At 75.5% G+C, this 26,843-nt stretch carries 19 protein-coding genes; 13 read left to right on the top strand and 6 right to left on the bottom strand.

Going from position 1 to position 26,843, the window contains the following annotated elements:
- Nucleotides 1-380: 380 nt before the first annotated feature.
- Nucleotides 381-734, top strand: a complete 354-nt coding sequence (locus tag ACIP4P_RS04995; protein ID WP_400914872.1) for a hypothetical protein — start codon at nt 381-383, stop codon at nt 732-734.
- Between the two features lie 194 nt (nt 735-928).
- A complete protein-coding gene (locus ACIP4P_RS05000; protein ID WP_400914874.1) occupies nt 929-1,552 on the top strand; it encodes a sigma-70 family RNA polymerase sigma factor in 624 nt (207 codons plus the stop codon).
- Between the two features lie 73 nt (nt 1,553-1,625).
- On the opposite strand, the gene ACIP4P_RS05005 is transcribed toward ACIP4P_RS05000, so the two are convergent.
- Nucleotides 1,626-4,592 (bottom strand): BTAD domain-containing putative transcriptional regulator, encoded by a 2,967-nt coding sequence (locus ACIP4P_RS05005; protein ID WP_400914876.1) that lies wholly within the window; start codon nt 4,590-4,592, stop codon nt 1,626-1,628.
- Between the two features lie 287 nt (nt 4,593-4,879).
- Here ACIP4P_RS05005 and ACIP4P_RS05010 point away from each other — a divergent pair, with 287 nt between their 5' ends.
- The 3 genes from ACIP4P_RS05010 to ACIP4P_RS05020 all read left to right on the top strand — a co-directional run bounded on the left by ACIP4P_RS05010 (nt 4,880) and on the right by ACIP4P_RS05020 (nt 10,808).
- Nucleotides 4,880-5,350, top strand: coding sequence for a hypothetical protein (locus tag ACIP4P_RS05010; RefSeq protein WP_400914877.1), 471 nt, complete (start codon nt 4,880-4,882; stop codon nt 5,348-5,350).
- A gap of 69 nt (nt 5,351-5,419) precedes the next feature.
- Nucleotides 5,420-8,095 carry a BTAD domain-containing putative transcriptional regulator gene (locus ACIP4P_RS05015; protein ID WP_400914878.1) on the top strand — a complete coding sequence of 892 codons (2,676 nt, stop codon included), beginning with the start codon at nt 5,420-5,422 and terminating at the stop codon, nt 8,093-8,095.
- Nucleotides 8,096-8,450: 355 nt separating this feature from the next.
- The gene (locus tag ACIP4P_RS05020; RefSeq protein ID WP_400914880.1) at nt 8,451-10,808 is read left to right on the top strand and encodes an ATP-binding protein; all 2,358 of its coding nucleotides are present in this window, start codon (nt 8,451-8,453) and stop codon (nt 10,806-10,808) included.
- Nucleotides 10,809-10,883: 75 nt separating this feature from the next.
- Here ACIP4P_RS05020 and ACIP4P_RS05025 read toward each other — a convergent pair whose 3' ends face one another.
- Complete coding sequence (locus ACIP4P_RS05025) at nt 10,884-12,191, bottom strand: serine hydrolase domain-containing protein (RefSeq protein ID WP_400914881.1); 1,308 nt, start codon at nt 12,189-12,191, stop codon at nt 10,884-10,886.
- Nucleotides 12,192-12,492: 301 nt separating this feature from the next.
- Here ACIP4P_RS05025 and ACIP4P_RS05030 point away from each other — a divergent pair, with 301 nt between their 5' ends.
- The 6 genes from ACIP4P_RS05030 (at nt 12,493) to ACIP4P_RS05055 (ending at nt 20,803) form a co-directional block, all read left to right on the top strand.
- Nucleotides 12,493-13,485: a phosphatidylserine/phosphatidylglycerophosphate/cardiolipin synthase family protein gene (locus tag ACIP4P_RS05030; RefSeq protein WP_400914882.1), complete on the top strand. Its 993-nt coding sequence runs from the start codon at nt 12,493-12,495 to the stop codon at nt 13,483-13,485.
- 85 nt (nt 13,486-13,570) lie between these two features.
- Nucleotides 13,571-14,488, top strand: a complete 918-nt coding sequence (locus tag ACIP4P_RS05035; protein ID WP_400914883.1) for an alkaline phosphatase family protein — start codon at nt 13,571-13,573, stop codon at nt 14,486-14,488.
- 403 nt (nt 14,489-14,891) lie between these two features.
- Nucleotides 14,892-17,375: a BTAD domain-containing putative transcriptional regulator gene (locus ACIP4P_RS05040; protein WP_400914885.1), complete on the top strand. Its 2,484-nt coding sequence runs from the start codon at nt 14,892-14,894 to the stop codon at nt 17,373-17,375.
- Between the two features lie 453 nt (nt 17,376-17,828).
- Complete coding sequence (locus tag ACIP4P_RS05045; protein ID WP_400914888.1) at nt 17,829-18,902, top strand: HesA/MoeB/ThiF family protein; 1,074 nt, start codon at nt 17,829-17,831, stop codon at nt 18,900-18,902.
- Entirely contained in the window at nt 18,895-20,133 is a 1,239-nt protein-coding gene (locus ACIP4P_RS05050; protein ID WP_400914890.1) for a hypothetical protein, read from the top strand. Before ACIP4P_RS05045 ends, ACIP4P_RS05050 begins: the two co-directional genes overlap by 8 nt.
- Nucleotides 20,134-20,203: 70 nt before the next feature.
- Nucleotides 20,204-20,803, top strand: coding sequence for a hypothetical protein (locus tag ACIP4P_RS05055; protein WP_400914892.1), 600 nt, complete (start codon nt 20,204-20,206; stop codon nt 20,801-20,803).
- A gap of 1 nt (nt 20,804) precedes the next feature.
- Here ACIP4P_RS05055 and ACIP4P_RS05060 read toward each other — a convergent pair whose 3' ends face one another.
- Both ACIP4P_RS05060 and ACIP4P_RS05065 read right to left on the bottom strand, forming a co-directional pair.
- Nucleotides 20,805-21,800, bottom strand: a complete 996-nt coding sequence (locus ACIP4P_RS05060) for a hypothetical protein (protein WP_400914893.1) — start codon at nt 21,798-21,800, stop codon at nt 20,805-20,807.
- A gap of 224 nt (nt 21,801-22,024) precedes the next feature.
- Entirely contained in the window at nt 22,025-22,495 is a 471-nt protein-coding gene (locus ACIP4P_RS05065; protein ID WP_400914894.1) for a DUF1348 family protein, read from the bottom strand.
- 116 nt (nt 22,496-22,611) lie between these two features.
- Between ACIP4P_RS05065 and ACIP4P_RS05070 the strand changes: the two genes are divergently transcribed.
- On the top strand, nt 22,612-23,190 hold the full coding sequence (locus ACIP4P_RS05070) for a TetR/AcrR family transcriptional regulator (protein WP_350514171.1): 579 nt from the start codon (nt 22,612-22,614) through the stop codon (nt 23,188-23,190).
- A 58-nt stretch (nt 23,191-23,248) separates the two neighbouring features.
- Here ACIP4P_RS05070 and ACIP4P_RS05075 read toward each other — a convergent pair whose 3' ends face one another.
- Entirely contained in the window at nt 23,249-24,175 is a 927-nt protein-coding gene (locus ACIP4P_RS05075) for a chitosanase (protein ID WP_400914896.1), read from the bottom strand.
- A gap of 425 nt (nt 24,176-24,600) precedes the next feature.
- Here ACIP4P_RS05075 and ACIP4P_RS05080 point away from each other — a divergent pair, with 425 nt between their 5' ends.
- Nucleotides 24,601-25,443 (top strand): HAD family hydrolase, encoded by an 843-nt coding sequence (locus ACIP4P_RS05080; protein ID WP_400914898.1) that lies wholly within the window; start codon nt 24,601-24,603, stop codon nt 25,441-25,443.
- A gap of 61 nt (nt 25,444-25,504) precedes the next feature.
- On the opposite strand, the gene ACIP4P_RS05085 is transcribed toward ACIP4P_RS05080, so the two are convergent.
- Nucleotides 25,505-26,701 (bottom strand): alginate lyase family protein, encoded by a 1,197-nt coding sequence (locus tag ACIP4P_RS05085; RefSeq protein WP_400914900.1) that lies wholly within the window; start codon nt 26,699-26,701, stop codon nt 25,505-25,507.
- Nucleotides 26,702-26,843 lie beyond the last annotated feature (142 nt).

A 26,843-nucleotide genomic window follows, 5' to 3' on the forward strand; every position in this document is an offset into this window, starting at 1 on the left:
GCGCCGGGGGGCGGGCCCCGGGCCCCCCCCCCCCCCCGCCCCGGGGGGGGGGCCCGGGGCCCCCCCCCCCCCCCCCCGCCCCGCCGTCGTGTCGGCGTCGTCGGTTCGGTGCTGTCCGTGCGGGGCCGGCGCTGTCGGTGGGCCCGGTTACGCTCCCGCCGGACGGACCCTCCCGAGGGGTCGTGACCCGCCGGTCCGGGGCCCAGCTCGTGATCTTCGGGGCGAACCACGACACTGGGGACTGCCCGGCCGGGCGTCGTCGTGGGCGGCGCGGTTCCGACCACGCCCGTACCGTCGGGTAACGCCCGCGGGCCGCGGCTGAACCCCGCTCGGCGGGAGCCACGTTGAGCGGGACGGAACGGGACGGGGGAAAACGCGGGATGGAAGCGGACGACGAGTCCGATGTGCGGGCGTACATCGCGGCGCTGGTGGGGATGGGGGCGCCGGTGGTGCCGGGGCCGTCCGGACTGGCGGTGCCGGCGGGCACCGCGGACGGGGTGACGGCCGTCGCCCGGCGGCTGGCGCTGGCGGTGCTGCCGGACCGGCGGCACCGGACGGAGCCGACGCCGGGCCTGCTGGCGGCGGCGCGGTCGCTGGTGGTGGACGAGCACCCGTCCGCGCCGGGGTGGACGGTGGCGGAGCGGGAGCGGCTGGCCGGGTGGGTCGCGGTGCTGATCGAGCACCGGGGCGAGGACGGGGTGGAGGAGCTGGTGCGGGCGCTCAACGGCGACTGAGCCGCGGGGCGGCACCGGGGCGGTACCGGAGCGGTACCGGTGCGGCACCCGACGGTGGGTCGGGTGCCGGGTGAGCGGGCGTTGGCGGATTGTTGGCAGGTCCTTGGCGGCGCCCGGCAGGCTGCTGTTGCCGCCACGGGGGAGGTCCGGCGGAAGCCCTGCCGTGTGCCCTTGCCCGACCTGAGAGGTAGCGCGTGTCGAAGCAGTCCGTCGCTCAGCCCACGCCCGTCGTCCAGCCGCCCGCCGCTCCGCCGGCCGCCCCCGCGGCGACCCCGGAGCCGGCCCCGGCCCGACCGACCCTCGACCCCGACACCTTGGCCGAGATCCACCGCCTGCACGGCGGCTACCTGCTGCGCGCCCTGATCCGGGCCACCCGGGGTGACTACGGCAAGGCCGAGGACATCCTCCAGGAGACCCTGCTGCGCGCCTGGCAGCACCCCGAGGCGCTGGCCGCCGGTCCGGAGGCGAGCCGCCCGTGGCTGTTCACCGTCGCCCGGCGGATCGCGATCGACCACTACCGGATGGCCGCCGCCCGGGCCAAGGAGGTGATCGGCGAGCAGGTCGAGGACCGCCCGCTGGTCGACGACCCGTACGAGCAGGTGGTGGTCGCCCGGGACATCGCGCTGGCGCTGCGGCGGGTGCAGAAGCACCACCGCGAGGTACTGGTCGAGCTGCACCTGAAGGACCGCTCGGTGCTGGAGGCCTCGGCCGAGCTGGGGGTGCCGCCGGGCACGGTCAAGTCCCGCAACTTCTACGCGGTCCGGGCGATGCGGCCGGTGCTGGCGGCGGAACACGGGTACGCGCCGGTCACCGGTTGAGCGGGGTCGTGCGGGTGGCGCTCCGGCCGCCGGGCCCGGCCGCGGCGGCCGGAGCCGGTGGCCGGGCGTTCCGTCACCAGTTGTCGGTCGGCCGGTCGGCGGTGCGCAGGCTGAGCGAGGCCTCCAGGCCGGCGGTCAGCTCGCTGCGGTAGCCGGCGAGTTGCTCGTGCCGACGGAAGCGTTCCAGCGCCGAGAGCAGCCGCCGGCGCATCTCCGGCGCCCGGCCGCGCGCCACCAGGTGGGCCGCGTAGGACTGTTCGGCGACGGCGTGCAGGTAGAGCAGGCCCGCCTCCTCGCAGGCGGCCAGCACCCGGTGCCAGGCGAGGTCCGCGGTGTGGTCCCGGACGGTCGACGGCATGGCCTGCGCCTCGGTCAGCAGTGACCACAGGTGCACCTGGGTGACCGGGCGGGGCGGCAGCAGTTCGCGGGCCTCCCGGGACAGCCGCTGCGCACCCGCCGGATCGCCGGCCGCCAGACAGACCCAGCCCTGGTGGACCAGGGCGTCGACCAGCCGCTTCCGGTTGCCCGAGGCCACGGCGAGCGTCGCCGCGGCGGCCGCCAGCCTGCGCGCCTCGGCGGTGTCCCCGAGCATCGCGGTGACCAGGCCGAGGGTGGCCAGGGCCCGCACCCGGGCCGAGTCGGCGGCGGGCCCGTCGGCGGACTCGGCGGCGGCCACCGCCCGGCGGGCCGCCTCGGCCGCCTCGTGGCGGCGTTCCAGGGCGACCAGCGCCTGCGCCCGGCAGTTGTGCAGGAAGGCGGTCGCGACCGGGTCGGCGCAGCGCTCGGCCGCCGCGAGACCGACCTCGGCGCGGGCCAGCCAGTCGGTGAAGCGGCTGGCGCCGTAGTAGAGCGCACCGGTGGTCAGGGCGAGCCGCCAGGCCCGGTCGGGGTGGCTGACGGCGGCCCGGTCGATCAGCACCCGGATCGCGGGCTCCTCGGCGTGGAACCAGTCGAGCGCGGTGCGGATGTCCGTGGCGGGCGCGGTGCGGACCTCGACGGCCGTCGGGGCGGCCCGGTCCGGCCGGCCGGGCGCCGGGGCGTCCTCCTGTCCGGGGTCGAGGAGGCCGCCGCAGTGCCGGAGCGCGGCCCGGTAGTGGTCCAGCAGCCGGGTGAGGGCCTCCTCCCGGTCCCGCTCGGGCCGTTCGGCGAGCAGGTCGGCGCCGAACAGCCGGACCAGGTCGGTGCGGTGGTACCGGCCGGGGGCGGCGCCGGTGAGCAGGTGGCGGGCGGCCAGCTCGCCGAGCGCCTGGTGAGCGGTCGCGACGTCGCCGTCGAGCAGTGCGGCGGCGGCGTGGCCGTCCACCTCGCGGCCCGGGTGGAGGGCCAGCAGGGCGAGCAGGTCGGCGGCCGTCGAGGGGAGTTGACGGTACGTCAGCATCAGCTGGTGCCGCAGGCCGGTGCCGCCGTCCAGTTCCAGGGCGGCCAACCGGGTGTGTTCGTCGGCGAGTTCGGCGACCAGTTCGGCGAGTGCCCAGTCCGGGTGGGCGGCCAGTCGGGCGGCGGCGATCCGCAGGGCGTACGGCAGGTGTTCGCAGAGCTGGACGAGCAGGCCGGCGGCCTCCGGTTCGGCCTGCAGCCGTCCGGGGGTGAGCAGGTGCTCCAGCAGGGCCAGGGCGTCGGCCTCGGGCAGCGCGGTGAGCCGCAGCAGGGTGGCGTCGTCGGTGGCGACCAGCTTCTCCAGGGAGCCGCGCGCGGTGACCACGGCGGCGCAGTCCGGCCCCTCGGGGAGCAGGTCGGTGAGCTGGTCGGCGTCGGCGGCGTCGTCCAGGAGCACCAGCAGTCGGCGGCCCCTGGTGCGTTCGCGGTAGAGCGCGGCGCGGGCGGCCCGGTCGGCCGGGAGGGCGTCGGCGGGGACGCCGAGGGCGCGCAGGAAGCGGCCGAGGACGGCGACGGGGTCGGCCGGGCCGGCCGGGTCGAGGCCGCGCAGGTCGGCGTGGAGCTGGCCGTCCGGGTAGCGCTCGGCGGCCCGGTGGGCCCAGGCGGTGACCAGGGCGCTCTTCCCGGCGCCGGCCGGGCCGACCACCAGGGCCGGTCCGTCGGAGGGCCGGTCGGGGGCACAGGCGCGGTCCAGCCACCGGGTCTCGGCGGTGCGGCCGATCAACCGGGCTCCTTGCCGGGGGAGCAGCCGGGGAGCCTGGCGAAACGGTTCTGCAGATGGTCGGGCGGCGGTCGTGGCAGCGGCCGCACCGTCACCGGCCGACGTCGCTCCGGCCGACGTCGCACCGACCGGAGCGGCACCGGCCGGAGCGGCCCCGGCGGAGGCGGCACCGGACACCGGGACGGCCGCCCCCGGCGCCTCCGCCCCGTCCTCCGCCAGCACCTCGGCGAACGCCGCCCGCAGCGCGGCGCCCGGCCGGATGCCCAGTTCGCGGTCCAGCCGCAGTCGGGTCCGGTGGTAGGCGTTCAGCGCGTCCGCGGGCCGCCCGGCCTGGTGCAGACAGCGCATCAGCAGCGCCACCAGCTCCTCGCGCAGCCCGTCCCGCCGGACGCGCTGCTCCAGCACCGGCACCGCCGCGGCGCCGGTGCCCTGCCGCAGCCGCAGCCCGGCCCACCGCAGCAGCGCGGCCAGGGCGGACTGCTTCAGGTGGTCCTCCGTGGCGGCCCGCAGCGGGGTGTCGGGCAGATCGGCCAGGGCGTCGCCGCGCCACAGCCGCAGCGCCTCCTCCAGCAGGGCGATCGCCTCCCCGTCGGCACCGCGCTCCGCGCGCTCGCCGGCGAGCCCCGTCAGCCGGGTGAAGCGCAGCGCGTCCACCTCCTCGGCCGGGCCGCTCAACAGGTAGCCGCAGGCCCGGGTGTGCAGCTCGAACGGGGTGTCGGCGAGCACCTTGCGCAGCGCCGCGACGTGCCCCTGCACCGCCGCCCGGGCACTGGGCGGCGGTCGGTCCCCCCACAGCAGCTCGCAGAACTGGTCCATGCTGACCACCTGCCCCAGCCGCAGCGCGGGCAGCGCCAGGACCGCCCGCCGCTGGGACCCGGCCAACGTGGCCAGCCCACCCGCCGCGACCTGCAGCTCCACCGGCCCGAGCAGCCGAATCCGCACCCCGTACCCCCACCTCGCCCACACCCGCGACCTGACGGCGGTCGTCGGGGGCGAGAAGTGTAATACCCGCACATGTCCGGTTCGTGATCGAACGCCCGCGCCCGGTCGGGCCGCCACCCCTACAGAGTCCGGAGCGGTCCGGGATGGTTGCCCGGGTTCGGAAAGACGACTCCGGAAAGACGACTCCGGAACGACGGCTCCGGAAGAACGGGGCCGGTCCGGGACGGCGGGCCCCGGCGGGAAAGGTTGGCTGTCGCGCCGCCGGACCGGCCGGATAGCGTTCGGGCATGGACGACACTCTCGGGCGACACGTGAACGCCCGGTACGAGCGGCTGGCCCAGCGGGCCCGCGACGAACTCGCCGCCGCCGGGCTGCCGGTGGTGCCGGCCGGCCTGGACGACGGGCTGGCCGTCGGTGCGGCGGTCCGGATCAGCGCCTGGAACCAGCACTTCGGGGAGGACCCGGAGGTGCTGGTCAGCTGGTACCCGAGCGCCCTGCTGCGGAGCAGCGCGACGGCGGACCGCGAGCCGGGCGGCGAGCCCACCGCGGCGGCCGTCCAGGGCGGCCGGGTCCAGGCGGCGATGGCCACGGCGGTGACCGAGGTCCTGTCGGCGGCCGGCTTCACCGTCCGGGACCGCGGCGACGACCAGGCGCCGTTCGACGTGCTGGTCGTCGACGGCCCGGACCACCGGACGCCGCCGGTCTGGTCCGACCCCGTCCACCGCCCGGACCGGACGGCGAGCCGGTCCGCGAACTGAACCCCCGCCGCCGGGCCCGTCGTCCTCTCCAGTGACGGGCCACGGCGGTGCGGACCCGGGAAGGGGAACATGGAGATCGAGCTGCTCGGGCCGATGACGGTCCGGCGGGCGGACGGCACGGTGGTCACGCCCTCCGCCCCGAAACGGCGCGCGCTGCTGGCCGCGCTGGCCGTCCGGCTGAACGAGCCGGTGGCCGCCGAGGAACTGATCGAGCTGGTCTGGGACGGCGCCGCGCCACCGACCGCGCGGGCCGCCCTCCAGGGGCACGTCGCCGCGCTGCGCCAGCAACTGGGCGACCCCCGGCCGGCCCTGGGCACCCGGGGCGGCGGGTACGTCCTGGAGGGCGACCCGGACCGGGTCGACCTGCTGCGCTTCGGGGCGCTCTGCGACCGGGCCGGGGTCCTGCTGCCCGCGGTCGCCGCCCCGCCGGGGACCGACGACCCCACCGTCGCCCTGCTGCGCACGGCCCTCGACCTGTGGCAGGGGCCCGCGCTCGCCGACTGCGGATCCGAGCTGCTGCGCGGGCGCACCCTCCCGCACCTGACCGACCTGCGGCTGCGCGCCCTGGACCGGCTGGCCCAGAGGCTGCTGCTGGCCGGCCGCGGCGGCGAGCTGGTGGCCGAGCTCACCGCGGCGGCCGACGCCCACCCGGACCGGCAGCCGCTCGCCGCCCGGCTGGTCCAGTGCCTGGAACTGGCCGGCCGCGGACCGGAGGCCCGGGCCCGGTACGAGCACGCGGTGGCCCGGCTGTCCGCCCCGCCCGGCCCCGAACTACGGCTGGCGGGCGAGCAGTTGGCGCGCCACGCGCCGACCGACCGGCGCTTCGTCGGCCGCGCCGCCGAACTCGCCCGGCTGCACGAGGCGCTCGGCGTCGCGGCCCGGACCGGCGGCCCGATCCTGGTCACCGGCCCGGCCGGGGTCGGCAAGACCGGCCTGGTCCAGCACTGGGCCGCCCAGCGCTTCCCCGAGGGCGTCCTCCAGGCCGACCTGCGCGGCACCGACCCGGCCGGGCCGCTGGACAGCGCCGACGTGCTGACCGGATTCCTCACCGAACTCGGCGTCGCCCCCGAGGCCGTCCCCGCCGAACCCGAGGAACGCGCCGCCCGCTACCGCGAACTGCTCGCCGACCGCCGGATCCTGATCCTGCTGGACGACGCCGCCTCCTACCAGCAGCTCGCCCCGCTGCTGCCCGGCCGGCCCTCGGCGGCGAGCACCGCCCTGGGCCCGGTCGCCGTCGTGACCAGCCGCAACCGGCTGCGCGAACTGCTGCTCCACGAGGACGCGATCGCCCTCCCGCTCGACCCGCTCGACCCGGCGGACGCCCACGCGCTGCTCGCCCGCGCCCTCGGCCCCGACCGCCCGGCCGCCGACCCGGAGACCGCCGACGCCATCGCCGCCCTCGCCGAGCGCTGCGACCGCCTCCCGCTCGCCCTGCGCCTGGCCGCCGCCCGGCTGGCCGCCCGCCCGGACTGGTCGCCGGCCGACCTCGCCGCCGAACTCGCCGACGAGCAGACCGGTCTCGCCGCCCTGGCCGGTCCCGGCACCGCCCGCGGCCCGATCGGCGTCGCCGCCACCCTGGACCGCACCCACCGAGCCCTGCCGCCCGCCGCCGCCCGGCTGTTCACCCTGCTGGGACTGCACCCCGGCGGGGTGATCGACACCGCCACCGCCGCCGCCCTCGCCGACCTCCGGCCCGCCACCGCCCGCACCCTGCTGACCTCGCTCGACGCCGTCCACCTGCTGGCCGAGACCACCCCCGGCCACTACGCCCGCCGCGAACTGGTCCGCCGCTACGCCGCCGGACAGGCCGCCGAACTGGACTGCGACGAGCGCTTCGGCGCCCTCGACCGGCTGATCGCCCACTACCTGGACCTCACCGCCCGGTGGGGCGACACCGACGACGCCTGCGGCGCCACCCCGCCGGGGGCCTGGTTCCGCCGGGAGGAGAGCGCCCTGCGCGCCGTGGTGCTCAGCGCCGAACAGTACGGCCGCACCGGCGCCGCCTGGCAACTCGCCCACCGCACCAGCCTGCTGTACGAGCTGGCGGAGGAGGGCGGCGGCCGCGACCGGACCGACTGGCGGGCCGTCGCCGAGATCGGGCTGCGCGCCGCGCACACCGACCAGGACGACCCGGCCCTCGCCCGGCTGGGCACCGACCTCGCCGTCCTGCACGTCCGCCGCTCCGCCCACCGCACCGCCCTGGACCACCTGGACGCGGCGGTCGCGGCCGCCGACCGGGCCGGGGACACCCTGCTGCGCCACCACTGCCGGCGCCGGGTGGCCGCCGCCCTGGTCCGGGCCGGACAGTACGACCGGGCGCTGCCGCTGCTCACCGACCTGGTCACCGCCGCCCGCACCCCGGCCGCCGACCACCTGCTGGTGCGGGCGCTCACCGACCTCGCCGAGGCCCTGGTGCTGGCCGGCACCCCGGACCGCGCGCTCACCCACGCCGACGAGGCGGTCCGGATCGCCACCACCCCCACCGGCACCCACCGCCCGGGCGGCATCGGGGCGGTGCTCGCCACCCACGGCCGGGCCCGCGCCCTGCACGCCCTCGGCCGCCGGGACGCCGCCCTGTCCTCGGCCCGCCTCGCCGTCGCCCTCGGCCGCACCGTCGGCGACCCCGTCGTGGAGGCCCGCTCGCACGGCCTACTGGCCGACCTGCTGTCCGAGCTCGGCCGCACCACCGAGGCGGCGGAGGCCAGGAGCCGGGGTCGCGCCCTGGCCGCCGCGGGGGAGCGGTAGCGCCCCGGGCCGTGCAGTGCCGGGGGGCGGGAGCCGGCCCGGTGGCACGCGGGGCGCCGCCCCCGGTGGGCGTTGGTGGCGCCGCGGATCCGCCGGACGTCAAGGCCCGCGAGCACAACCGCCTGCCGTTCCGCACGCCGCAGGCGGAACTACCGGCGGTTCCGCCAGGCGGAACCGCCCGCCGTCCGCCGGTGTCCCCGGTGTCCCAGCAGGCGGCGGGCGGGTGCCGGTGGCACTTCCGCCAGGGCATACTTCTGCCTGCGGGTGTCTGCCCGGGCGCGTCGTCCGGCAGAACTGCGACGGAACCGCGGCAGAACCGCGGCAGTGCGAACCAGGGCGGGGCGGGGAGATGACGGTGGCGAGCGGTACGGGGGAGTTCGGCCACCTGCTGGCCGGGCACCGGGTGGCGGCGGGCCTGACCCAGGAGGACCTGTCCGCCGCGGCCGGGGTCAGCCTGCGCGCCCTCGGCGACATGGAGCGCGGCCGGACCCGCGGCCCGCAGCGGCGCACCGTCCAGGCCCTGGCCGCCGCGCTGGGCCTGGACGGCGCGCAGACCGCCGGGCTGGAGCGGGCCGCGCAGTCCGGCCGCCCCCGGGGCCTCCGCCGGGTGCCGCCCCAGGTCCCGGCCGTCCGGCCGTCCGGCCAGGAGTCCGACCCGCCGCAGCCGGCCGCGGAGGCGGGCGCGGAGGCGGGCGCGGAGCCGGAGCCACAGCCGGAACCGGAGGCCGACCCGGCACCGCCCGGCGCCCTCGCCCTCCCGCGCGACCTCGCCGACTTCACCGCCCGTGAGCAGGCCTTCGCCGACCTCGCCGCGCTCACCGCGGAACAGCACCCCGCCCACCCCCGGGTGGTGCTGGTCAGCGGTCAGCCCGGCCTCGGCAAGACCGCCTTCGCCCTGCACGCCGCCCACGCTCTGGCCGAGGCCTTCCCGGACGGTCAGCTCTCCCTCGACCTCGGCGGCACGGCGGCCACCCCGCTGTCCGCCCGGGAGGCGCTCGGCCAGGTGCTGCGCGCCCTCGGGGTCGCGGACCAGGCGGTGCCCGCGGGGACGGAGGAGCGGGCCGGACTGTTCCGGGCCCTGGTGCGGGAGCGCCGGCTGGTCCTGGTGCTGGACAACGCCGCCGACGAGGGCCAGGTGCGCCCGTTGCTGCCCGGGGCCGGCCCGGCCGTGACCATCGTGACCAGCCGGCACGCGCTGCCCGGCCTGGAGGCGGTGCACCGGCTCCGGCTGGACGTGCTCTCCCCGGGCGAGGCCGCCGCCCTGCTGGCCCGGATCGCCGGGCCCGAGCGGGTCGAGGCCGCGCCGGACGCCACCGCCGAACTGGCCCGGCTCTGCGGCTACCTGCCGCTGGCGCTGCGGATCGCCGGGCAGCGGCTGGTGGCCCGGCCGCAGCAGCCGGTGGCCCAGCTGGTGCGTCAGCTCGCCGCCGAGGAGAACCGCCTGGACCTGCTGGAGACCGGGGACCTCGGGGTCCGCCCGGCCTTCGAACTGTCCTACCGCCGACTGCCCGCCGAGGCCCGACTGGTGCTCCGGCGCTGCGCGTTGACCGCCGGGCAGGACTTCACCGCCGCCGTGCTGGCCCGTTACGCGGGGCTGTCGGCGGCGCGCACCGAACTGGTCCTGGAACGGCTGGTCGACGTCGGTCTGGTGCAGCCGGCCACCCCGGAGCGCTACCGGCTGCACGACCTGGTGCGGCTGTACGTGGGGGAACGCCTCGGGCACGACGAACCGGCCGGGGCGGTGGCCGGGGCCCGGACCGAGGCCGGGCGCGGACTGCTGGGCGAGGCGGCGGGGTACGGCCTGCGGTTCGACCCGGACCACGTCGCGGCCGAGGGCGCCGACGGTTCGCCGGAGTCGCTCGCCGAGGCGGCGCGCTGGCTGGAGGAGGAGCACCCGGAGTGGCTGGCCGCGCTGTACCGGGCACAACTGGAGGGCCGGCACCGGGAGGTGATCGACACCGCCGAGGCCATGCACTGGTTCTCCGACCGGCTGCTGAGCTGGGACCTCTGGGGCGAGGTGTTCCAGCTGTCGGTGGACGCGGCCCGGGCGTGCGGCGACCGACGGGCCGAGGCGGTGCACGTGAACTACCTGGCCTGGACGTACGTCACCTGTCTGCACCGCTACCAGCGCGGCATCGAACTCGCCGGTGAGGGGCTGCGGTTGGCCCGGGACCTGGGCGACCACGAGCAGCAGGGCTGGGCGCTCACCTACCTCGGTTCCGGGCTGCGGCACCTGCAGCGCCACCGGGAGGCGAGCGAGAGCTACCAGCGGGCGGCGGAGGCCTTCGGCGAGGTCGACAACCGGGCCGCGATGATCGGCCGGCTGGTGACCCTGCGCGGCGCGGCGACCTGTCTGCGCGAGCTCGGCCGGGCCGAGGAGGCGGCGGACTCCCGCCGCCGGGCGCTGGCCGGCGCGCTGGAGCTGGTGGAGCACTGGTCATCGCCGCTGATGCACCTGCTGGCGGCCATGACGGCGCACGAACTCGGCCAGGACCGGGCGGCGTTGCAGCGCTGGCCGGCCGCCGAGAAGGCGTTCCGGCAGGCGCTGTTCCACTACGAGGCGATCGGGCGCCCGGACAGCATGACCAAGACGCTGACCGAGCTGGGCACCGCGCTGATCGAGCAGGGGCGGGCCGACGAGGCCCGGGAGATCCTCACCGAGGCGCTCACCGATCTGAGCACGGACGGCCGCCCGGGCCGGGCTACGCCCTGACGACCCGGGCCGGGCCACGCCGTAACGACCCGGGCCGGGCCACGCCGTAACAGCGCGACCCGGCCCGGTGTGGCGTCAGATCCGGGTGTCCTCCACGACCGGCAGCCCCTGGCCGTTCTGGTTGCCCTGGGTGCCCTGGGTGCCCTGGAAGTCCCGGGCGGCCGGCGCGAAGCCGTTGCGCGGCGCGGCGGCCGGCTTCTTGCCGCAGAAGGCCGGCTCCAGGGTGTTCATCAGGCCCTGGGTGACCGAGCCGTTGTTGGAGGCGTTGGCGAAGGCCACCACCGAGCGCCGCCCGTCCGGGGTGGTGAAGGACTGGGTCTGGTAGCCCTGGACGATGCCGCCATGCCCGTACACGTCCCCGCAGGAGAGCGAGATGCGGCGCAGGCCCAGCCCGTAGGAGATCTTGGCGGTCGGGGTGGGCAGCGCGGCCTCCATCTGGTGCAGCGAGTCGTCCGAGACCAGCCCGCCCTGGCTGCCGGCCATCAGCGCGGTGAGGAAGGTGTCGAGGTCCCCGGAGGTGGAGATGACCGCCCCGGCGCTCCACACCCAGGAGCCGTTCTGCTCGGTGGAGTCCAGCAGCGGCTTGCTGCGGTCGTCGTTGGTGAGGTAGCCGGTGATGTGCGCGCCGGCGATCCGCTGGTCGGGGACGACGAAGGAGGTCTGCTCCAGGCCGAGCGGCTCGATGATCCGGTCCCGCAGCACGTCCTGGTAGGGGCGGCCGGTGAGGTTCTCGATCGCGAGGCCCATCAGCACGAAGTCGGTGTTGGAGTAGGAGTAGCGGCTGCCCGGGGTGTACTGCTGCCCGTGCTTGACGGACATCGCGACCAGGTCGGCCGGCGCGTAGACCGTGTTGCGGATCCGGGCCTCGAAGGCGCTGGTGGTCTCCTCGCCGGCCTGCTCCAGCAGGTCGTTGGTGTGGTCGTAGATGCCGGCCCGGTGCTCCATCACCTGGCGGCCGGTCATCGTCCAGCTGTCCGGGAGGGTGCCGGCCGGGAGGTAGTCGCGGATCGGCTTGTCGAGGTCGATCCGGCCCTCCTGCGCCAGCTGCATCACGAGAACGGCCGCGAACATCTTGCTGTTGCTGCCGACCCGGAACCTCCACGAGGAGTTCATCGGGGTCCCGTCCAGGTCGGCCTTGCCGACGGTCAGCGAGCGGGTCCGGTCGCCGTTGCCGTCGTCGCCGTGGTCGCGGATGACCGCGAAGGCGCCGGGGGCGCCCGCGGCGGTGGTGGCTTGAAGCGCGCTCTGCACGCCGGCGGTGTCGGGGGTGGGCAGAGCCGCGCCGTCACGGTCGGCGGCCAGGGCGGGTACGGCGCCGGAAGCCGCCAGGACGACGGCGGCTGCGGCCACCGCGAGCGGACGCAGAAGGCTGGTCTTCGCCATGTTCCTCGGTTCTCTCTCGGGCTGACGCGGTGTCGGATCACCTCGGTCGAAGATCACTATCTCCGCTTCGGGTGGTCGGTGGCAATGTGAACCGGATCGCCCACATCCTCCGTTGACCGGCCGTTTTGTCATGCGCACCATTCGTTTCCCGGCTCGGGGGCAAGGTTTTACCTCCCGTGGTCTACCCGCGTTGACTGCCGCGCCCGCATGCTGTTCGAGCGCTTTCGCCCGTCCCGTCCGCATCGTGCGGCCCCGGTGCGAGGCGCCCGACTTCCCCCCTTCATCGACCATGGAGTCCCCCATGACCCTGGCCACCCTCGCGCGCCGTGCCGGTGCGCTACTGCTCGCCGGCGCCGGCCTGATATCCGCCACCGGCACCGCGCAGGCCGACGCCGTCACCGGCACCTTCTCGACGGTCGTCTTCCCGGACCAGAGCCACAGCCTGGTCGTCAGCTTCATCAACTCGGCCACCAGCTCGGTCGACGTGACGATGTACGAGCTGCGCGACACCACCGCCGTCAAGGCCCTGATCGCCCGTCAGCAGGCCGGTGTGCAGGTCCGGGTGGTCCTGGACCGCAAGCACACCTCGGTCAACGGCGCCGCCTACAAGGCCCTGAGCGCGGCCGGCGTGGGCGTGACCTACTCCTCCTCGGCCTTCGTCTACACCCACCAGAAGACCGTCACGGTGGACGGCGCCAAGTCCCTGATCCTGACCGGGAACCTGGACTCCACCTACTACGACAGCAGCCGCGACTACGGCGTCTTCGACACCGACGCCAACGACGTCGCCGCGATCGAGCAGGTCTTCGCCGCCGACTACGCCCAGACCTCGATCACCCCCTCGGACGGCGACAACCTGGTCTGGTCGCCCACCGACTCCCAGGACCGCCTGCTCGCGCTGATCAACGGCGCCCAGACCTCCCTGGACGTCCAGGAGCTGGAGTTCGGCGACCCGGCCCTGGTCGACGCCCTCACCGCCGCCGCCAACCGCGGCGTCACCGTGCGTGTCGTCGGCATGAACCCGAGCTCCTACGGCAGCCAGTTCGACCAGGTCACCGCGGCCGGCGCCAAGGTCGTCACGTACTCCTCGACCACCGGCCTGTACATCCACGCCAAGGCCATCGTCGCCGACTACGGCACCTCCACCGCCAAGGTGTTCGCCGGCTCGGAGAACTTCTCCGACAACTCGCTGAACAACAACCGCGAGCTGGGCCTGATCGTCTCCGACTCCGGGGTGCTCAACACCATCGAGACGACCTTCGCCACCGACTTCTCCAACGGCTCGCCCTACTAGGCCCCTTACCGAGCCCCTTCGGCTCCGGCACCTCCCGTACCGGGCGGCCCCGACACCGGGGCCGCCCTCCACCCGAGGAATGGTCATGACCGCGTCCGCGAAGCCCCTGAACGACGCCCGCCCCGTCGCCGCCCGGCCCCGCTCGCGCCGCACCGCGCTCGCGATCGGATCGGCCGTCGCCCTGCTCGCCGGCTCCGCCGGACTCTGGGCGGCCGCCGGCACCGCCCAGGCGGCCGGACTGCCCACGCCCGACCACGTCGTGGTCGTGGTGCTGGAGAACCACGCCTACAGCCAGATCATCGGCAGCAGCAGCGCCCCGTACCTCAACAAGACGCTGGCGGCGGGCGGCGCCACCCTCACCCAGTCCTACGCCATCACCCACCCCAGCGAGCCCAACTACTACGCGCTGTTCTCCGGCTCCACCCAGGGCACCGTCGACGACGGCTGCGTGACGGTCGGCGGCTTCCAGGCCCCGAACCTGGCCTCCGAGGTGACCGCCGCCGGGAAGACCTGGGCGAGCTACAACGAGTCGCTGCCGAGCCAGGGCAGCACCGTGTGCAGCAGCGGCAAGTACGCCCAGAAGCACAACCCCTGGTTCGGCTTCGGGAACGTGCCGCTCAACACCGCCCTGACCTTCGCCCAGTTCCCGGGCGACTACAGCACCCTGCCGACAGTCTCCTTCGTGGTGCCGAACCTGTGCAGCGACATGCACGACTGCTCGGTGAGCACCGGCGACACCTGGCTCAAGAACAACCTCGGGGCGTACGCCACCTGGGCGCAGAGCCACAACAGCCTGCTGCTGGTCACCTTCGACGAGGACAACAGCCTCTCCGGCAACCGGATCCCGACCCTGCTCTACGGCGCCCACGTCACCCCGGGCGCCACCTCGGCCACCCGCTACAACCACTACAACGTGCTGCGCACCCTGGAGGACCTCGCCGGGGCGAGCGGCCACGCGGGCAACGCGGCCGGTGTGACGGACATCATGGGAATCTGGAACTGACCTCCCGGCGGCCGCCGGTCGCACCGACCGGCTGCCGCCGCGCGGTCGCCGGTCCCGGCGTCCCGGGGCCGGTCCGCGCCGTCGCGGCGTCCCCGACGTCCCTGCTGGCCCGCCGCCCCGGCCCGGCCGTCGGAGCCCGCGTCGCAGGTCATCCCCCGTACACGCACCGCTACCCCGCCTCGCGCGGCCGTCCCACCGACGCCCGTCCGCACCCGGCCTCCCGCACCGCCTCCGCCGACCATTCGGCCACCGCCGAACCCGGAACGCCCCGGCCCCCGGGTGCGTTGACCCGCGCATGAGGATTCGGCACCCCGCCAGGCCACCGGCCCGGGCGGGGTGGTCCGGTCCGACACCGCGGCCCGACCGGCCGCGGACGGGCCGGGCACGGGGGAGAGGACGTCGCATGGTGCGGTACGGGATCCTGGGGCCGTTCGCGGTCCGCTTCGACGGGGCGGCGGTGACGGTGCCGCGCCCGCGCCAGCGCGCGGGCCTGGCCCTGCTGCTGCTCCACGCCAACCATCCGGTCAGCATCGACCGGATGGTGGACGCCCTCTGGGGCGACGCCCCGCCGCGGACGGCCCGCGCGCAGGTGCACACCGTCGTCTCCACGCTCCGCCGGGCCCTGCCGCCGCCGGCCGCGCAGGCCCTCACCCTGGACCCGGCCGGCTACCGCCTCGCCGTCCGGGACGAGGACCTGGACGCGGCGGAGTTCGGCGCCGGGTTGGCCCGGGCCCGGGAACTGGCCGACCAGGGCCGCCCGGAGGAGGCGGCCGACCGGCTCCGGCAGGCGCTGGCCCTGTGGCGCGGCGAGGCGCTGAGCGGCATCGACGCCCCGTTCGCCGCCGCGGCCCGGGCCCGCCTGGACGAAGAGCGGTTCACCGCCTACGAGTTGCTGGCCGATCTGGAACTGTCCCTCGGGCGGCACCGTGAGCTGGTGCCGGAACTGACCGCGCTCGCGGGCGAGTTCCCGGCCCGCGAGTCGATCGCCGAACGGGCCGCCGGCGCGCTCTACCGCTGCGGCCGGCAGGCCGACGCGCTCGCGGTCGTCCGGGCCACCCGGCGGGTGCTGGCCGAGGAGTACGGGCTCGACCCCGGTGAGCGGCTGCTGGAGCTGGAACGCGCGATCCTGCGGCACGAGCTGCCGGTCGACCCGCCCGCCGGCCGGCCCACCCGGGCCGACGGCGCCGGACCGGACGTCCCGGACCTCTCGGACGTCCCGGACCTCCCCGAGCGGCCGCCGAACCTGCCGACCCCGGCCCAACTGCCCCAGGTCACCTCGGGGTTCGTCGGCCGGCGGGAGGAGATCGACCGGCTGGCCGAGCTGTCCGCGGCCGGTTGCGACACCAGCCGGATCGTGGCGGTCACCGGCCCGGCCGGGGTCGGCAAGACCTCGCTGGTGCTGCGCTCGGCCCGGGAGCTGGCCGCCCAGTACCCGGACGGCCAGATCTTCGTCGACCTGCACGGCTACGACCGGGACGAGCACGAGTCGCCCGCCGGGGTGCTGGAACGCCTGCTGCTCGCCCTCGGCGTCCCCGGCCCGCTGATCCCGCACGACGAGGCGCTGCGGGAGGACCTCTACCGCTCGACGGTGGCCGGCCGCCGCCTGCTGGTGGTGCTGGACGACGCCCGGGACCACGAGCACGTCCGCCCGCTGCTGCCCAACTCGCCGCAGAGCTTCACCGTGGTCACCAGCCGGGGCAAGCTCGGCGGCCTGGTCGCCACCACGGGCGCGGTACCGCTGCGGCTCGGCGTCCTGTCGCCAGCGGACTCGGTCGAGGTGCTCGGCCGGATCGCCGGACGGGACCGGGTCGCCGACGCACCGGAGGCCGCCGGGGAGCTCGCCCGGCTCTGCGGCGGACTGCCGCTGGCCCTGCGGATCTCGGCGGTCCGGCTCGCCGAGCGGCCCGAACTGCCGCTCTCCGGCCTCGCCGCGGAACTCGCCCCCGAGGACCAGCGGCTCACCGCGCTCAGCCTGCCGGACGGCGACCTGGCCGTCTCCCGGGTGCTGGAGCACAGCTACCGCCGGCTCGGCCCGGACGCCGCCCGGCTGCTGCGGCTGCTCGGCCTGCATCCGGCCGAGTCCGTCGCGGAACCCGTCGCGGCCGCCCTGTCCGGCGGGCCGGACGCCCCGCTCGGCGCCTCCGGGGCGGCCGTCCGGCCGCTGCTGCGGATCCTGGAGTCGCTCCACCTGATCGAGCCGGCCGCCGACGGCCGCTACCGGATGCACGACCTGGTCCGGCTGTACGGGCGTCAGCTCGCCGCCGAGGACCCGGCGGCCTCGGCGGCCGCCCGGGAGCGGATGGTCGACTGGTACGTCACGGTCGCCGACGCCGCCCGGCGGCTGATCGCCCCGGCCGGGCCGCACGTCCCGGTCGAACCGCGCCACCCCTGGGTCGGCCCGTACCCGTTCGAGGACGCGATCGCGGCCCGGGCCTGGCTCCGGGCGGAGGCTGGCACCCTGCTCGCCCTCACCCGGCTCGCCGCCTCGCTCGGCGACCACCGCACGACCTGGCAGCTGGCCGTGGTGCAGCAGAACCACCTGATCGGCAGCTGCGGACTCGACGCCCTGGTGGAGACCCAGCAACTCGGCGAGCACGCGGCCGTCCTGGCGGGCCACGGCCCGGCCGCCGCCGCGCTGGCGAGCAGCGTGGGCATCACCTTCGCGATCCGGCGGGACGCCCGGGCCCGCAGGTACCTGCTGCGGGCCGTCAACGGCTTCCTCGCCCTCGGCGACCTGCGCCGCGCGGCCGGCACCCGGCTGTACCTCGGCGACCTGGACAACGGGACCGCCCACCGGTTGTGCCTCGCGGCGCTGGGCCGCCCGGTGCCGGAGGACGAGGGGTTCCTCGAACGGGCCGTCCGGGCGCGGCTCGCGGAGTCCGCCTGACCGCCCGGGGCGCGGGAAAGCCGCAGGCCGTGACGGGTGGGGCGGACGGGTAGGCGATGGAGAGCCGGCGAGTAGTGGGACCGCTGAGGATGGTGGACACAGCCCCGCCGGGCCCGACCCGGCAGGTCTGACGGGCCACTTCGGTCCGGCACGTGACTCACCTCAAGGAGACGATCATGCAGAACGACATCACCGAGCTCGACGTCCAGGTCCAGGTCGAGGACGAGGTCGCCGCCATCGAGATCCGCATGCTCGACCGGATCGAGACCATCGGCCTCAAGTCCGCCCAGGGCTGAGCTTCGACACCCAGCGGTACCCGGTGCCGGCGGGGGCTTCCCCCGCCGGCACCTCCGCGTCACCGCCGACCGTCCGCGTCGCCGCCGACCGTCCGAGCACCGCCGCCCCCTGCGCCCGCACCGCCCGTCCACCGAACTCCCGGGGAGAGCCGCCCTGATGAGACTGCCACAGGTCAAGTTCGACCACCTGCCCTACCGCACCGACGACGGCTCGGTGCGGATCGGCGGCGAGCTCTACGGCCTCGGGGCCGAGATCCGCGACCCGCACGGCTGGGTCTGGACGGCCCTCGGCCTGCTCGACGGCACCCGCGGCGTGGACCGGATCGTCGCCGAACTGTGCGCCGAACACCGCACGTTGACGCCTGACGAGGCGGCCCGACTGGTCCGCGGACTGATCGGCACCGGCTACGTCGAGGACGCGGCCGGCACCGGTACCGACCTGCTCAGCGCCGCCGAACAGGACCGGTACGCCAGGAACCAGGCCTTCTTCCGCCGGACCGACCTCCGGCCCCGGGAGAACCAGTGGGACGCCCAACTGAAGCTCAAGGCCGCGAGCGTGCTGGTGCTCGGCGTCGGCGGCACCGGCAGCCACGCCGCCTGGGCGCTCGCCGCGGCCGGGGTCGGCCGGCTGCACTGCGTCGACCCGGACCGGGTCGAGGTCTCCAACCTGACCCGTCAGGTCCTGTACACCGAGGCCGACCTCGGCCGCCCCAAGGCGGAGGTCGCCGCCGAGCGGCTGCGCGCCGTCAACTCCGGCATCGAGGTCACCCACGACCTCCGCACGGTGGACGGCCGGGCCGCGCTCGCCGACCTGGTCACCGGCCACGACGCCCTCGCCCTGTGCGCGGACGAGCCGGACAGCGAGACCATCCGGGGCTGGGCCTCCGAGGTCTGCGCCGAGACCGGCGTCCCCTGGGTCGGCGGCGGCTACAACGGCCCGTTCGTCTCCGTGGGCACCTTCACCCGGGAGGGTCCCTGCTTCCAGTGCGTCGCCGCCGGCGAGGAGGCCAAGCTGTCGGCCGGACCGCCGCCCAGACTCGGCGGCGCGGGCGTGCTCTCGGCCTCCGCCGGGATCTCCGGCAACCTCGTCGCCTACGAGGTGATCGCCCTGCTCACCGGGACCTCCCGACTGGCCCCGGGCTACATGCGGACGGTCAACCTGATCGCCCCGGACGACCAGCCGCTGGTCCGCCACGAGCGCCGGCCCGACTGCCCCAACTGCCGTGGCTGAGGCGGTCCGGGAGGACGCCCGGGTGGTCTTCCACCCGCTCGGCATGCGCGAGGACGCCGGGGAGTGGATCGTCGGCCGGGCCGACACCGGCGACTTCGTGGCGCTGCCGTCCGAGGGCGTCCAGGCGATCCGCCTGCTCCGGTCCGGGCTGACGGTGGCCGAGACGGCCGCGCGGATCCGCCAGGACACCGGACGCCGGCTGGCGGTCGCCTCCTTCGTGACCTCCCTGACGGCGCTGGGCTTCGTCCGCTCGGTGGACGGCCGTGCGGTGGACTCCGCCCCGCCGGTGCGGTCCAGCCTGCCGTGGATCCGCACCGAGCACGTCCGCTGGCTGCTCAGCCCGGTCGTCCCGGTGCTCCTGCTCGCGGTCGCGGCGGCGGCCGCCGTGGTGCTGGCCGTGCGGCCGGAGCTGCGGCCGAGCTGGCACGACCTGGTCTGGAGCGACCGCGGCACCTTCGTGCTCGCCGGACAGGCCGCGCTCACCTGGGCACTGCTCTACGTCCACGAGCTGTCCCATCTGCTGACCGCCCGCGCGGCCGGGGTGCCGGGGACGATCCGGCTGGGCACCCGGCTGCAGTTCCTGGTGATGCAGACCGACGTCTCCGGCATCTGGCAGTGCACCCGGCGGGTGCGCTGCACGGTCTACCTCTCCGGCATGGTCCTGGACCTCGCGACCGCGGGCGGCTGTGTGCTGATCCAGGCCGGCACCGGCCCGAACCGGCTGCTGTCCCTGCTCGCGCTCAGCAAACTGCTCGCGGTGGCCGTCGAGTTGATGGTCTTCATGCGGACCGACGTCTACTTCCTGCTCCAGGACCTGCTCTCCTGCCGCAACCTCTACCGGGACGCGGGGGCCTACTGCCGCCACCTCGCGGCCCGCTGCCTGGGCCGGCCCCGCCCCGACCCGCTGGCCGCCCTGCGGCCGAGGGAGCGGCGCATCGTGCGCGGGTACGCGGTGCTGATGGTGCTGGGCACCCTCGGCTCGCTGCTCCTCGGCTACCTGGTCTTCGCCGAGGTGACCCTGGTGCTCCTCACCCGGGCCCTGCACACCCTCGGCGGTCCGGCCGACCCGCTCTCCCTCGCCGACGCGGTCGCCACGGTCGTCGCCCTGGTCGCCACCCAGGGCCTGTGGGTGCGGGCCTGGTGGCGCCGGCACGGCCCGAAGGTCCGGCCCGCGCTGCGGTCCCTGCTCCGGCACTCCGGGACGGCGGCGAGCCCCGGAGCCGAGCGGTAGCGCCGTCCGTCGCGAGTCGTCGTGATCCGGCGCTCGACCGGGAGGGCGCCCGACTGGTATCGATAGGGGCGTGCGATTCGAACTGGTGCCGATGCCGGACGAGGTGGGGGAACGCCCTCGGGACGAGCGCGGCTACCCGGTGCCGGCGATCACCCCCTGGCAGGACGGGCAGCCGCAGTTCGCGCTGACCGACCACGGGCGCAGCGCCGACTGCGCGTTGGAGCGCAAGTGCTCGGTGTGCGGGAGGTTCATGCCGCGCGGCCCGGTGTGGCGGGTGGTCGGGCCGTCCGAGAGCGCCGCGATCGCGGAGGCGCTCGCGGCGGGGCGCCCGTACCGCAACGGTGCCCCGACCCTGGAGGGGCCGGGGCACCGCGCCTGCATGCTCTACGCCGCGATGGTGTGCCCGTACCTGGCCCGGCCCAATGCGCGCCGGAAGGTGACCGCCGCCGAGGCGCCGGACGGGCTGACCGCCGCCGCCGTCCGTGGCGCGGCGCGCGGCGGGACGGGGGCGGTGGTCGGGTTCGGCGACTACGAGTACGCGGTCACCGGGACCCGGGTGCTGTTCCGCTTCCTCGACCTGGTCGAGTTCCTGCCGCACGAGTCGGCGGACGAGCACCTCGCCGAGCTGCGTGCCGAGTTGGCCCGGACGGCCGGAGCGGAGCAGCCGTGACTCACGGCCGGTAGGAGGGCAGGCCCTTGATGGTGGAGACCTGGGTCGGCGCCGCCGAGCCGTCGGCCGGCACGGTGCTGACGCCGTCCGGGGTGCGGGCCGCGAGGGTCTTGCCGTCGGGGGACCAGGCCGGCTCGGTGTAGTCCGTGGTGGCCGAGGGGGTGAGGTCCTTCTCGGCCTTCTGGGTGTAGTCGGTGGACCGGCTGAACAGGTGGTCGTGGCCGTTCACCGAGCGGACGAAGACGAGGTGGTCCCCGTCCGGGGACAGGGCCGGCTGGGAGCCCTTGCCGATGTCGTGGGTGTTCGGGCGGATGTAGTCGTCGTAGACGTACACCTCGTTCGCCGGGGTGTTGGCGTAGGCGATGCTGCCCTGCTGGCCGCCCGCGTTGGCCCAGGTGTTGCCGGTCTTCGGCGGCTGCGGGATGCCGTTGTCGGTGCCGCCCTCGGAGCTGCTCGGGGTGAGCACCTGCGGGGTGCCGCCCTTGGCCGGGATGCTCTCCAGCTGCAGTACGCCGCCCTTGCTGGAGGCGAACACGATGTTGTTGAAGCGCTCGACGCCGCCGGGCACGCCGTCCCCGTTGAGCTCCTTGGTGGCGTGCTGCCAGGTCGGGTGGGACCAGGCGTCGCCGCTGGGGGCCTTGGCGAGGGTGGACTTGGCGCTGCCGTCCGGGTTGGCGGTGACCAGGTTGCCGTCGCCGTCGACGAAGACGACCTTCTTGCCGTCGGGGGACCAGGCGAGGTCGCGGACCACCGTGCCGAAGTCCACGGTGGCGCCGTTCATCGCGACGCTCCTGGTGCCCGTGCTGATGGTCAGGTGGTTGGCCGCGGAGGTGCCGTTGACCTCCTTGCCGCCCGGTGCGGGGCTGCCCGCGTGCGATCCCCCGCCCGGTGCCGCGCTGCCCGGAGCCGCCGAGCCGGTCGCGCCGGGGGCGGCGGAGCCGGGGTCGCTGTTGTCGGGGCCGCAGGCGGACAGCAGGACCGCGCTCGCGGTCGTCATCAGAGCGATCGCTGCGGCGGTGCCGAATCGGTTGCGCACGGACATTTCCGGGTCCCCCTTGGATGGTGCTGACGTTCGCCGTCGTCGAGCTGCGACGGGTTCGGTGTGTTCGACAAGGAGGTTCCCAGTTCGAGGTCAGCGGTCGGTGCGCGCCGTGTCACAGCCGTGGAACAGCGCGGCCCGATGCGGCGTCAGTCGGCCTGCGCCGCACGGGCCGGGGCTGCTCAGAGCCCGAGTGCGGTGAGGCCCGGGTGGTCGTCGGGGCGGCGGCCGAGCGGCCAGTGCAGCAGCCGTTCCCCGGCGGTGATCGGCAGGTCGTTGATCGAGGCCAGCCGCCGGGCCATCAGCCCGTGCTCGTCGAACTCCCAGTTCTCGTTGCCGTACGCGCGGTGCCAGCCGCCGTGCTCGTCGTGCCACTCGTAGGCGAAGCGGACCGCGATCCGGTGGCCGTCGTACGCCCAGAGCTCCTTGATCAGGCGGTAGTCGAGCTCGCGCTGCCACTTGCGGGTGAGGAAGGCGGCGATCTGCTCCCGGCCGGTGAGGAACTCGGCGCGGTTGCGCCAGCGGCTGTCGGGTGTGTACGCGAGGGCGACGCGCTGCGGGTCGCGGGTGTTCCAGGCGTCCTCGGCGGCGCGGACCTTGCGGTGGGCGCTCTGCTCGGTGAACGGCGGGACGGGAGGGCGCTGTTCGGTCACGGGCTTCTCCTCGGGAACGGGCATTCCACGGGCGAGAACGATCGTTCTCGCTCTGGTTGGTACTCTAGGAGAACGAGCGTTCTCACGCAAAAAGACCCCGAGGAAGGGCGGAGCAGATGGAGCAGCCGGACCCGCGGACCCGGATCCTCGACGCGGCCGAGGAGCTGTTCTACGGACAGGGCGTCCAGGCGGTCGGGATGGACGCCGTCCGGGCCGCCTCCGGGCTGACCCTGCGCCGCGTCTACCAGCACTTCCCGTCCAAGAACGAGCTGGTCGAGGCCTATCTGCTGCGCCGGGACGCGCGCTGGCGGGCGAGCCTGGCCGTGCACGTGGCGCGGGCCGGCGGCACGCCCCGGGACCAGCTGCTCTCGGTCTTCGACTGGCTCGGCCGGTGGTTCGCCGAGCCGGGCTTCCGCGGTTGCGCGTTCGTGAACTCCTTCGGCGAGCTGGGCGCCACCAGCCCGGCCGTGGCGGCCGCCGCCCGGCACCACAAGGAGGAGTTCGCCGGCTTCCTGGCCGGCCTGGTCGAGGCCGTCGGCGCCCCGCCCGCCACCGCCGGGCAGCTCGCCCTGCTCGCGGAGGGCGCGATCACCGTCGCGGCCGTGCACGGGGACCCGAGCGCCGCCGCGGACGCCCGGGCGGCGGCCGGGGTGCTGCTGGACGCCGCCGCCCCGGCGGCCCGAGGGGTCGGGTAGGGGGCGGGTAGGGGGCCGGGGTCCGGGCCCACACTCCCGGACCCCGGGGCGGGACGGCTCAGCCGATGGTGTAGCCGGAGCCGAAGGCGGTGATGGTGAACGGGCCGTCCAGGTCGTAGTTGCCGCCGGCGGCGATCCGGCGCAGGCACTCGACCCGGTCGACGGACTTGCGCCACTCGTCGGCCGTGGAGGAGTTGGCGGGGTTGTTCAGGTCGTCGATCCGGACGTCGAAGAAGGCGTCCAGCCAGGCGTGTTCACCGGCGGCCGAGGGCGATCCGACCTTGGCGACGGTCCGGCCGATCAGTGCGGGCAGGGCGTCGTACTCGCTGCCGTTGCCGTGCTGGATGGAGGCGTCGTAGAGCTCGGCGCGGGCCAGCGCGGTGCCGAGGCCGAGCCGGTCGGCCTGGTCCATGGCCGGGGCGAAGTAGCGCCGGTCGACCTGGTCGTCCTGGACCTGCCGGAAGGCCGGGTCCTGGGCGGCCTGCTTCCAGGCGGCGATGTAGTCGGCCTCGGGCAGGCCGCTGGTGTCGCCGCTGCCGGACGCGGCCAGGCGCTCCAGCTCGGGGACGAAGCGGGCGAGCGGGTTGTCGGGGGAGACGGCGGTGTACGCGCGGACCACCTTGAGGGCGTCACCGTCGTTGGTGGTGAACCCCGCCCGGCCGGCGGTGACGCCGCGGCCGTCGTTGATGTTCTCCGCGTAGCCGTACTGGATCTCGGTGGTGCTGTTCTCGAAGACGCTGATCAACTGGTCGGCCCGGCGGCGCTGGTCGGGGGTGAGGCCGCCGGCGGCGAGCCGAGTGCCGACCGTAGCGGGGGTGCCGGTCGCGGTGGTCGCGGTGGTCGCGGTGGTCGCGGTGGTCGCGGTGGCGACGGTGGTCGGGCCGTCGGGCGTCGCCTGCGCCGCGTCGGCGGCACAGGCGGTGCCGGTGGTCAGGGCGACCGTCGCGAGGGCGACGGCGAGGCGGTGGCTCCGGGAAACTCGCATGGGGTGCTCCGATCTCCGGCGGTGCGACCGCCGGAGGCAGTGGGGGGTGGCGCGGCCCGCTGGTCAGGGCGGCGCCGTGGGGGAAGAGCGCGAGCTCGCGGCAGCAGAGTAGGGGCCGGAGCGAGCGGAGGTCCATAAAGTAAGGAAACTTTCCTAATAAAATTGCGTAAGGATCCGCACGGCCCGGCGGTGGCCTGCGGTCGTCGCCGGGCGGCCCGGGCCGGTGATACCGTCCGACCGTCTGGCGGCCGGGCGCCCCGGCCGTCGCCGGTCCCGGCCCACGGACTCCTGCACCGCCGCACCGCCGCCCTCCGCGGTCCGCACGCACCTCACCCGTCCAGGGAACCGCACTCCCCGCTGTCCGGGGCGGTCGGGCGCGCACCCGGGGGACCCGACCGAACCCGACCAGCAGAGAGCCCCCTCCGATGAGCATCCCTGCCGCTCCCCGCTCCACCGTCACCCCGCTGCGCCGGCCGCCCCGGTTGGTGGCCACCGACCTCGACGGAACGATCGTGCGCGGCGACGGCACCGTCTCCGCCCGCACCGTGGCCGCCTTCGCCCGGGTCGAACGGGCCGGCAGTCAGGTCGTCCTGGTCACCGGCCGACCACCGCGCCTGATGGGCGAGATCGCGGCGGCCTTCGGGCACCGGGGCACGGCGGTCTGCTCCAACGGCGCTTTCGGCTACGACCTGCGCACCCGGACCGTGGTCGCCGAGCGGCCGATCCCGTCCGAGGTGCTCGCCGAGACCGCCCGGCGGCTGCGCGCGGCCGCCCCGGGCATCGGGCTGGCGGTCGAGTACGCCCAGGAGCTGGCCGCGGACGCGCACTACGAGGCGGGTGCCTGGGACACCGACATCACCGTCGAACGCCTCGACGACGCACGGCTGTTCGGCCGGCCGGCGCCCAAACTGGTGGGTCGGCACCCGACGCTGTCGGCGGACGAACTGCTGGCGCTGGTCCGCCCGGCGATCGGCGGGCTGGTCACCGTCTACCACGCCAACGGCGAGCGGCTGGTCGAGGCGGTGGCCCAGGGCGTGAGCAAGGCCGCCGCGCTCGGTGAACTGGCGCGGCGGCACGGGATAGCGCCGGAGCAGGCGGTGGCGTTCGGCGACATGCCCAACGACCTGCCGATGATGGCCTGGGCGGGCACCTCCTACGGCGTGGCCAACGCCCACCCCGAGGTGCTGGCGGCGGTGGACCACGTGATCGGCGGCAATGACGAGGACGGTGTGGCGGAAGTCCTGGAGCGACTGTTCCCGGCGGCCTGAGGCACGGGTGCGGCGGGCGGGGCTCCCAGGGCCCCGCCCGCCGCGTCTGCGGCGCCCGGGATCAGGGCGCGTCGGTGTGGGTGAGGGTCTCCCAGCCGATGAAGTAGTTCGCCCCGAACGGGCTGTGCGCGGCCACGTACTGCTCCGTCTGCGGCATCGGGATGCCCTCGCGCAAGTGGTACTCGTTGTAGGCGAGTTGCACGGCCGGGCCCAGGCCGGTGTTCACCGAACCCCCGCACAGCCAGTCCGGCGCGTCCGCGCCGTTGTCGTAGGCGGTGTGGAACTCCAGTGCCTTGACCAGGCGTTCGCGGCCCTCGCCCCACAGGTCGAGGCCCTGCAGCCGGGCCGTCTCGGCGGTCTGGGCGGCGGCCTCCAGGCCCCAGCCGGTGTGGCCGAAGTCCCGGCAGGTCTCCTGGGCCAGCCCGTCCGCGAAGCTGGACTGGCCGTTCCAGTACTTGACCAGCGCGGACCGGCCCTGGATCCCGGAGTCCGCCGGTGCCACCGGCAGGTCGCCGTCGGAGGAGAGATAGACGTACGCGGGCAGGCGGTGCCGCCAGAGCTCGGTGGCCCGGTCGAACAGCCCGTGGTCGTCCAGGAACACCGCGATGCCCATCAGGGCGTCGGTCTCGATCAGCTCCCAGTTGCCGTTCTTGCGCGGGCTGCCGGGGGTCAGCTCCGGCACGTAGGCGGTGCGCAGCATGGTGGCGAAGCGGTCGATCGAGTCCGCCGACCAGCCGGCGCCGGTGTAGCGGATCAGCTCGGCGGCGCGGGCCCAGTTGTTGCCGGACCAGCCGGTCTGCAGCTGGGCGTTGGTGTTGGTGTGCTCCTGGATCACGCCGGACCAGGCGTCCATGATGGCGATCGCCTTGTCGGCGTACCGCTGGTCGCCGGTGAGCGCCCACTGCAGGGCGTGCGCGTAGGCGGCCATCGAGTCGTCGCGCTCGTCCGAGCAGCCGTTGTTGGGGTGCGAGCTGGAGCCGCACTCGACGGTGGCGCGCGGCTTGGGCTGCCAGTCGAGCGAGGCGTACTTGCTGGCCTTCAGGTCGGCGAGGGCGGAGGTCCAGGGCTCCGCTCCGGCATCCAACTTGGCTTTGATGAAGGCGAGTTGCTGCGAGCTGACCAGCACGCCGGGGTGCTGGAAAGCGGCGGCGGGCTTGGCTACGGGCTTCGCGGCCTGGGCGGGGCCGGCGGCGAGCGGCAGCAGGAGGGCGGCGAGCGCGGCCCCGGTGACGAGTGTCCTGACGGTGGTGCGACCCATGGGGAAGTCGTCCTCTCGATGTGGGGGAGGAGCCGGGGAGGTCGTACTCAGGTGTCGGCAACTATTAGGAAAGATTCCTGACGAGTGCGAGTCGCATTGAACCACCAACCGGTGACCGTGCCAAGGCCTCGTTTATTGCCTG

It is taken from the genome of Kitasatospora sp. NPDC089509 (assembly GCF_044749365.1).
In the GTDB taxonomy this organism is placed as follows: domain Bacteria; phylum Actinomycetota; class Actinomycetes; order Streptomycetales; family Streptomycetaceae; genus Kitasatospora.

Bases quoted from the DNA above. Each gene is read 5' to 3' on its own strand.
- ACIP4P_RS04995 (WP_400914872.1), top strand. From the start codon at position 381: ATGGAAGCGGACGACGAGTCCGATGTGCGGGCGTACATCGCGGCGCTG.
- ACIP4P_RS05010 (WP_400914877.1), top strand. From the start codon at position 4,880: ATGGACGACACTCTCGGGCGACACGTGAACGCCCGGTACGAGCGGCTG.
- ACIP4P_RS05015 (WP_400914878.1), top strand. From the start codon at position 5,420: ATGGAGATCGAGCTGCTCGGGCCGATGACGGTCCGGCGGGCGGACGGC.
- ACIP4P_RS05025 (WP_400914881.1), bottom strand. From the start codon at position 12,191: ATGGCGAAGACCAGCCTTCTGCGTCCGCTCGCGGTGGCCGCAGCCGCC.
- ACIP4P_RS05030 (WP_400914882.1), top strand. From the start codon at position 12,493: ATGACCCTGGCCACCCTCGCGCGCCGTGCCGGTGCGCTACTGCTCGCC.
- ACIP4P_RS05035 (WP_400914883.1), top strand. From the start codon at position 13,571: ATGACCGCGTCCGCGAAGCCCCTGAACGACGCCCGCCCCGTCGCCGCC.
- ACIP4P_RS05040 (WP_400914885.1), top strand. From the start codon at position 14,892: ATGGTGCGGTACGGGATCCTGGGGCCGTTCGCGGTCCGCTTCGACGGG.
- ACIP4P_RS05045 (WP_400914888.1), top strand. From the start codon at position 17,829: ATGAGACTGCCACAGGTCAAGTTCGACCACCTGCCCTACCGCACCGAC.
- ACIP4P_RS05060 (WP_400914893.1), bottom strand. From the start codon at position 21,800: ATGACGACCGCGAGCGCGGTCCTGCTGTCCGCCTGCGGCCCCGACAAC.
- ACIP4P_RS05070 (WP_350514171.1), top strand. From the start codon at position 22,612: ATGGAGCAGCCGGACCCGCGGACCCGGATCCTCGACGCGGCCGAGGAG.
- ACIP4P_RS05075 (WP_400914896.1), bottom strand. From the start codon at position 24,175: ATGCGAGTTTCCCGGAGCCACCGCCTCGCCGTCGCCCTCGCGACGGTC.
- ACIP4P_RS05080 (WP_400914898.1), top strand. From the start codon at position 24,601: ATGAGCATCCCTGCCGCTCCCCGCTCCACCGTCACCCCGCTGCGCCGG.
- ACIP4P_RS05085 (WP_400914900.1), bottom strand. From the start codon at position 26,701: ATGGGTCGCACCACCGTCAGGACACTCGTCACCGGGGCCGCGCTCGCC.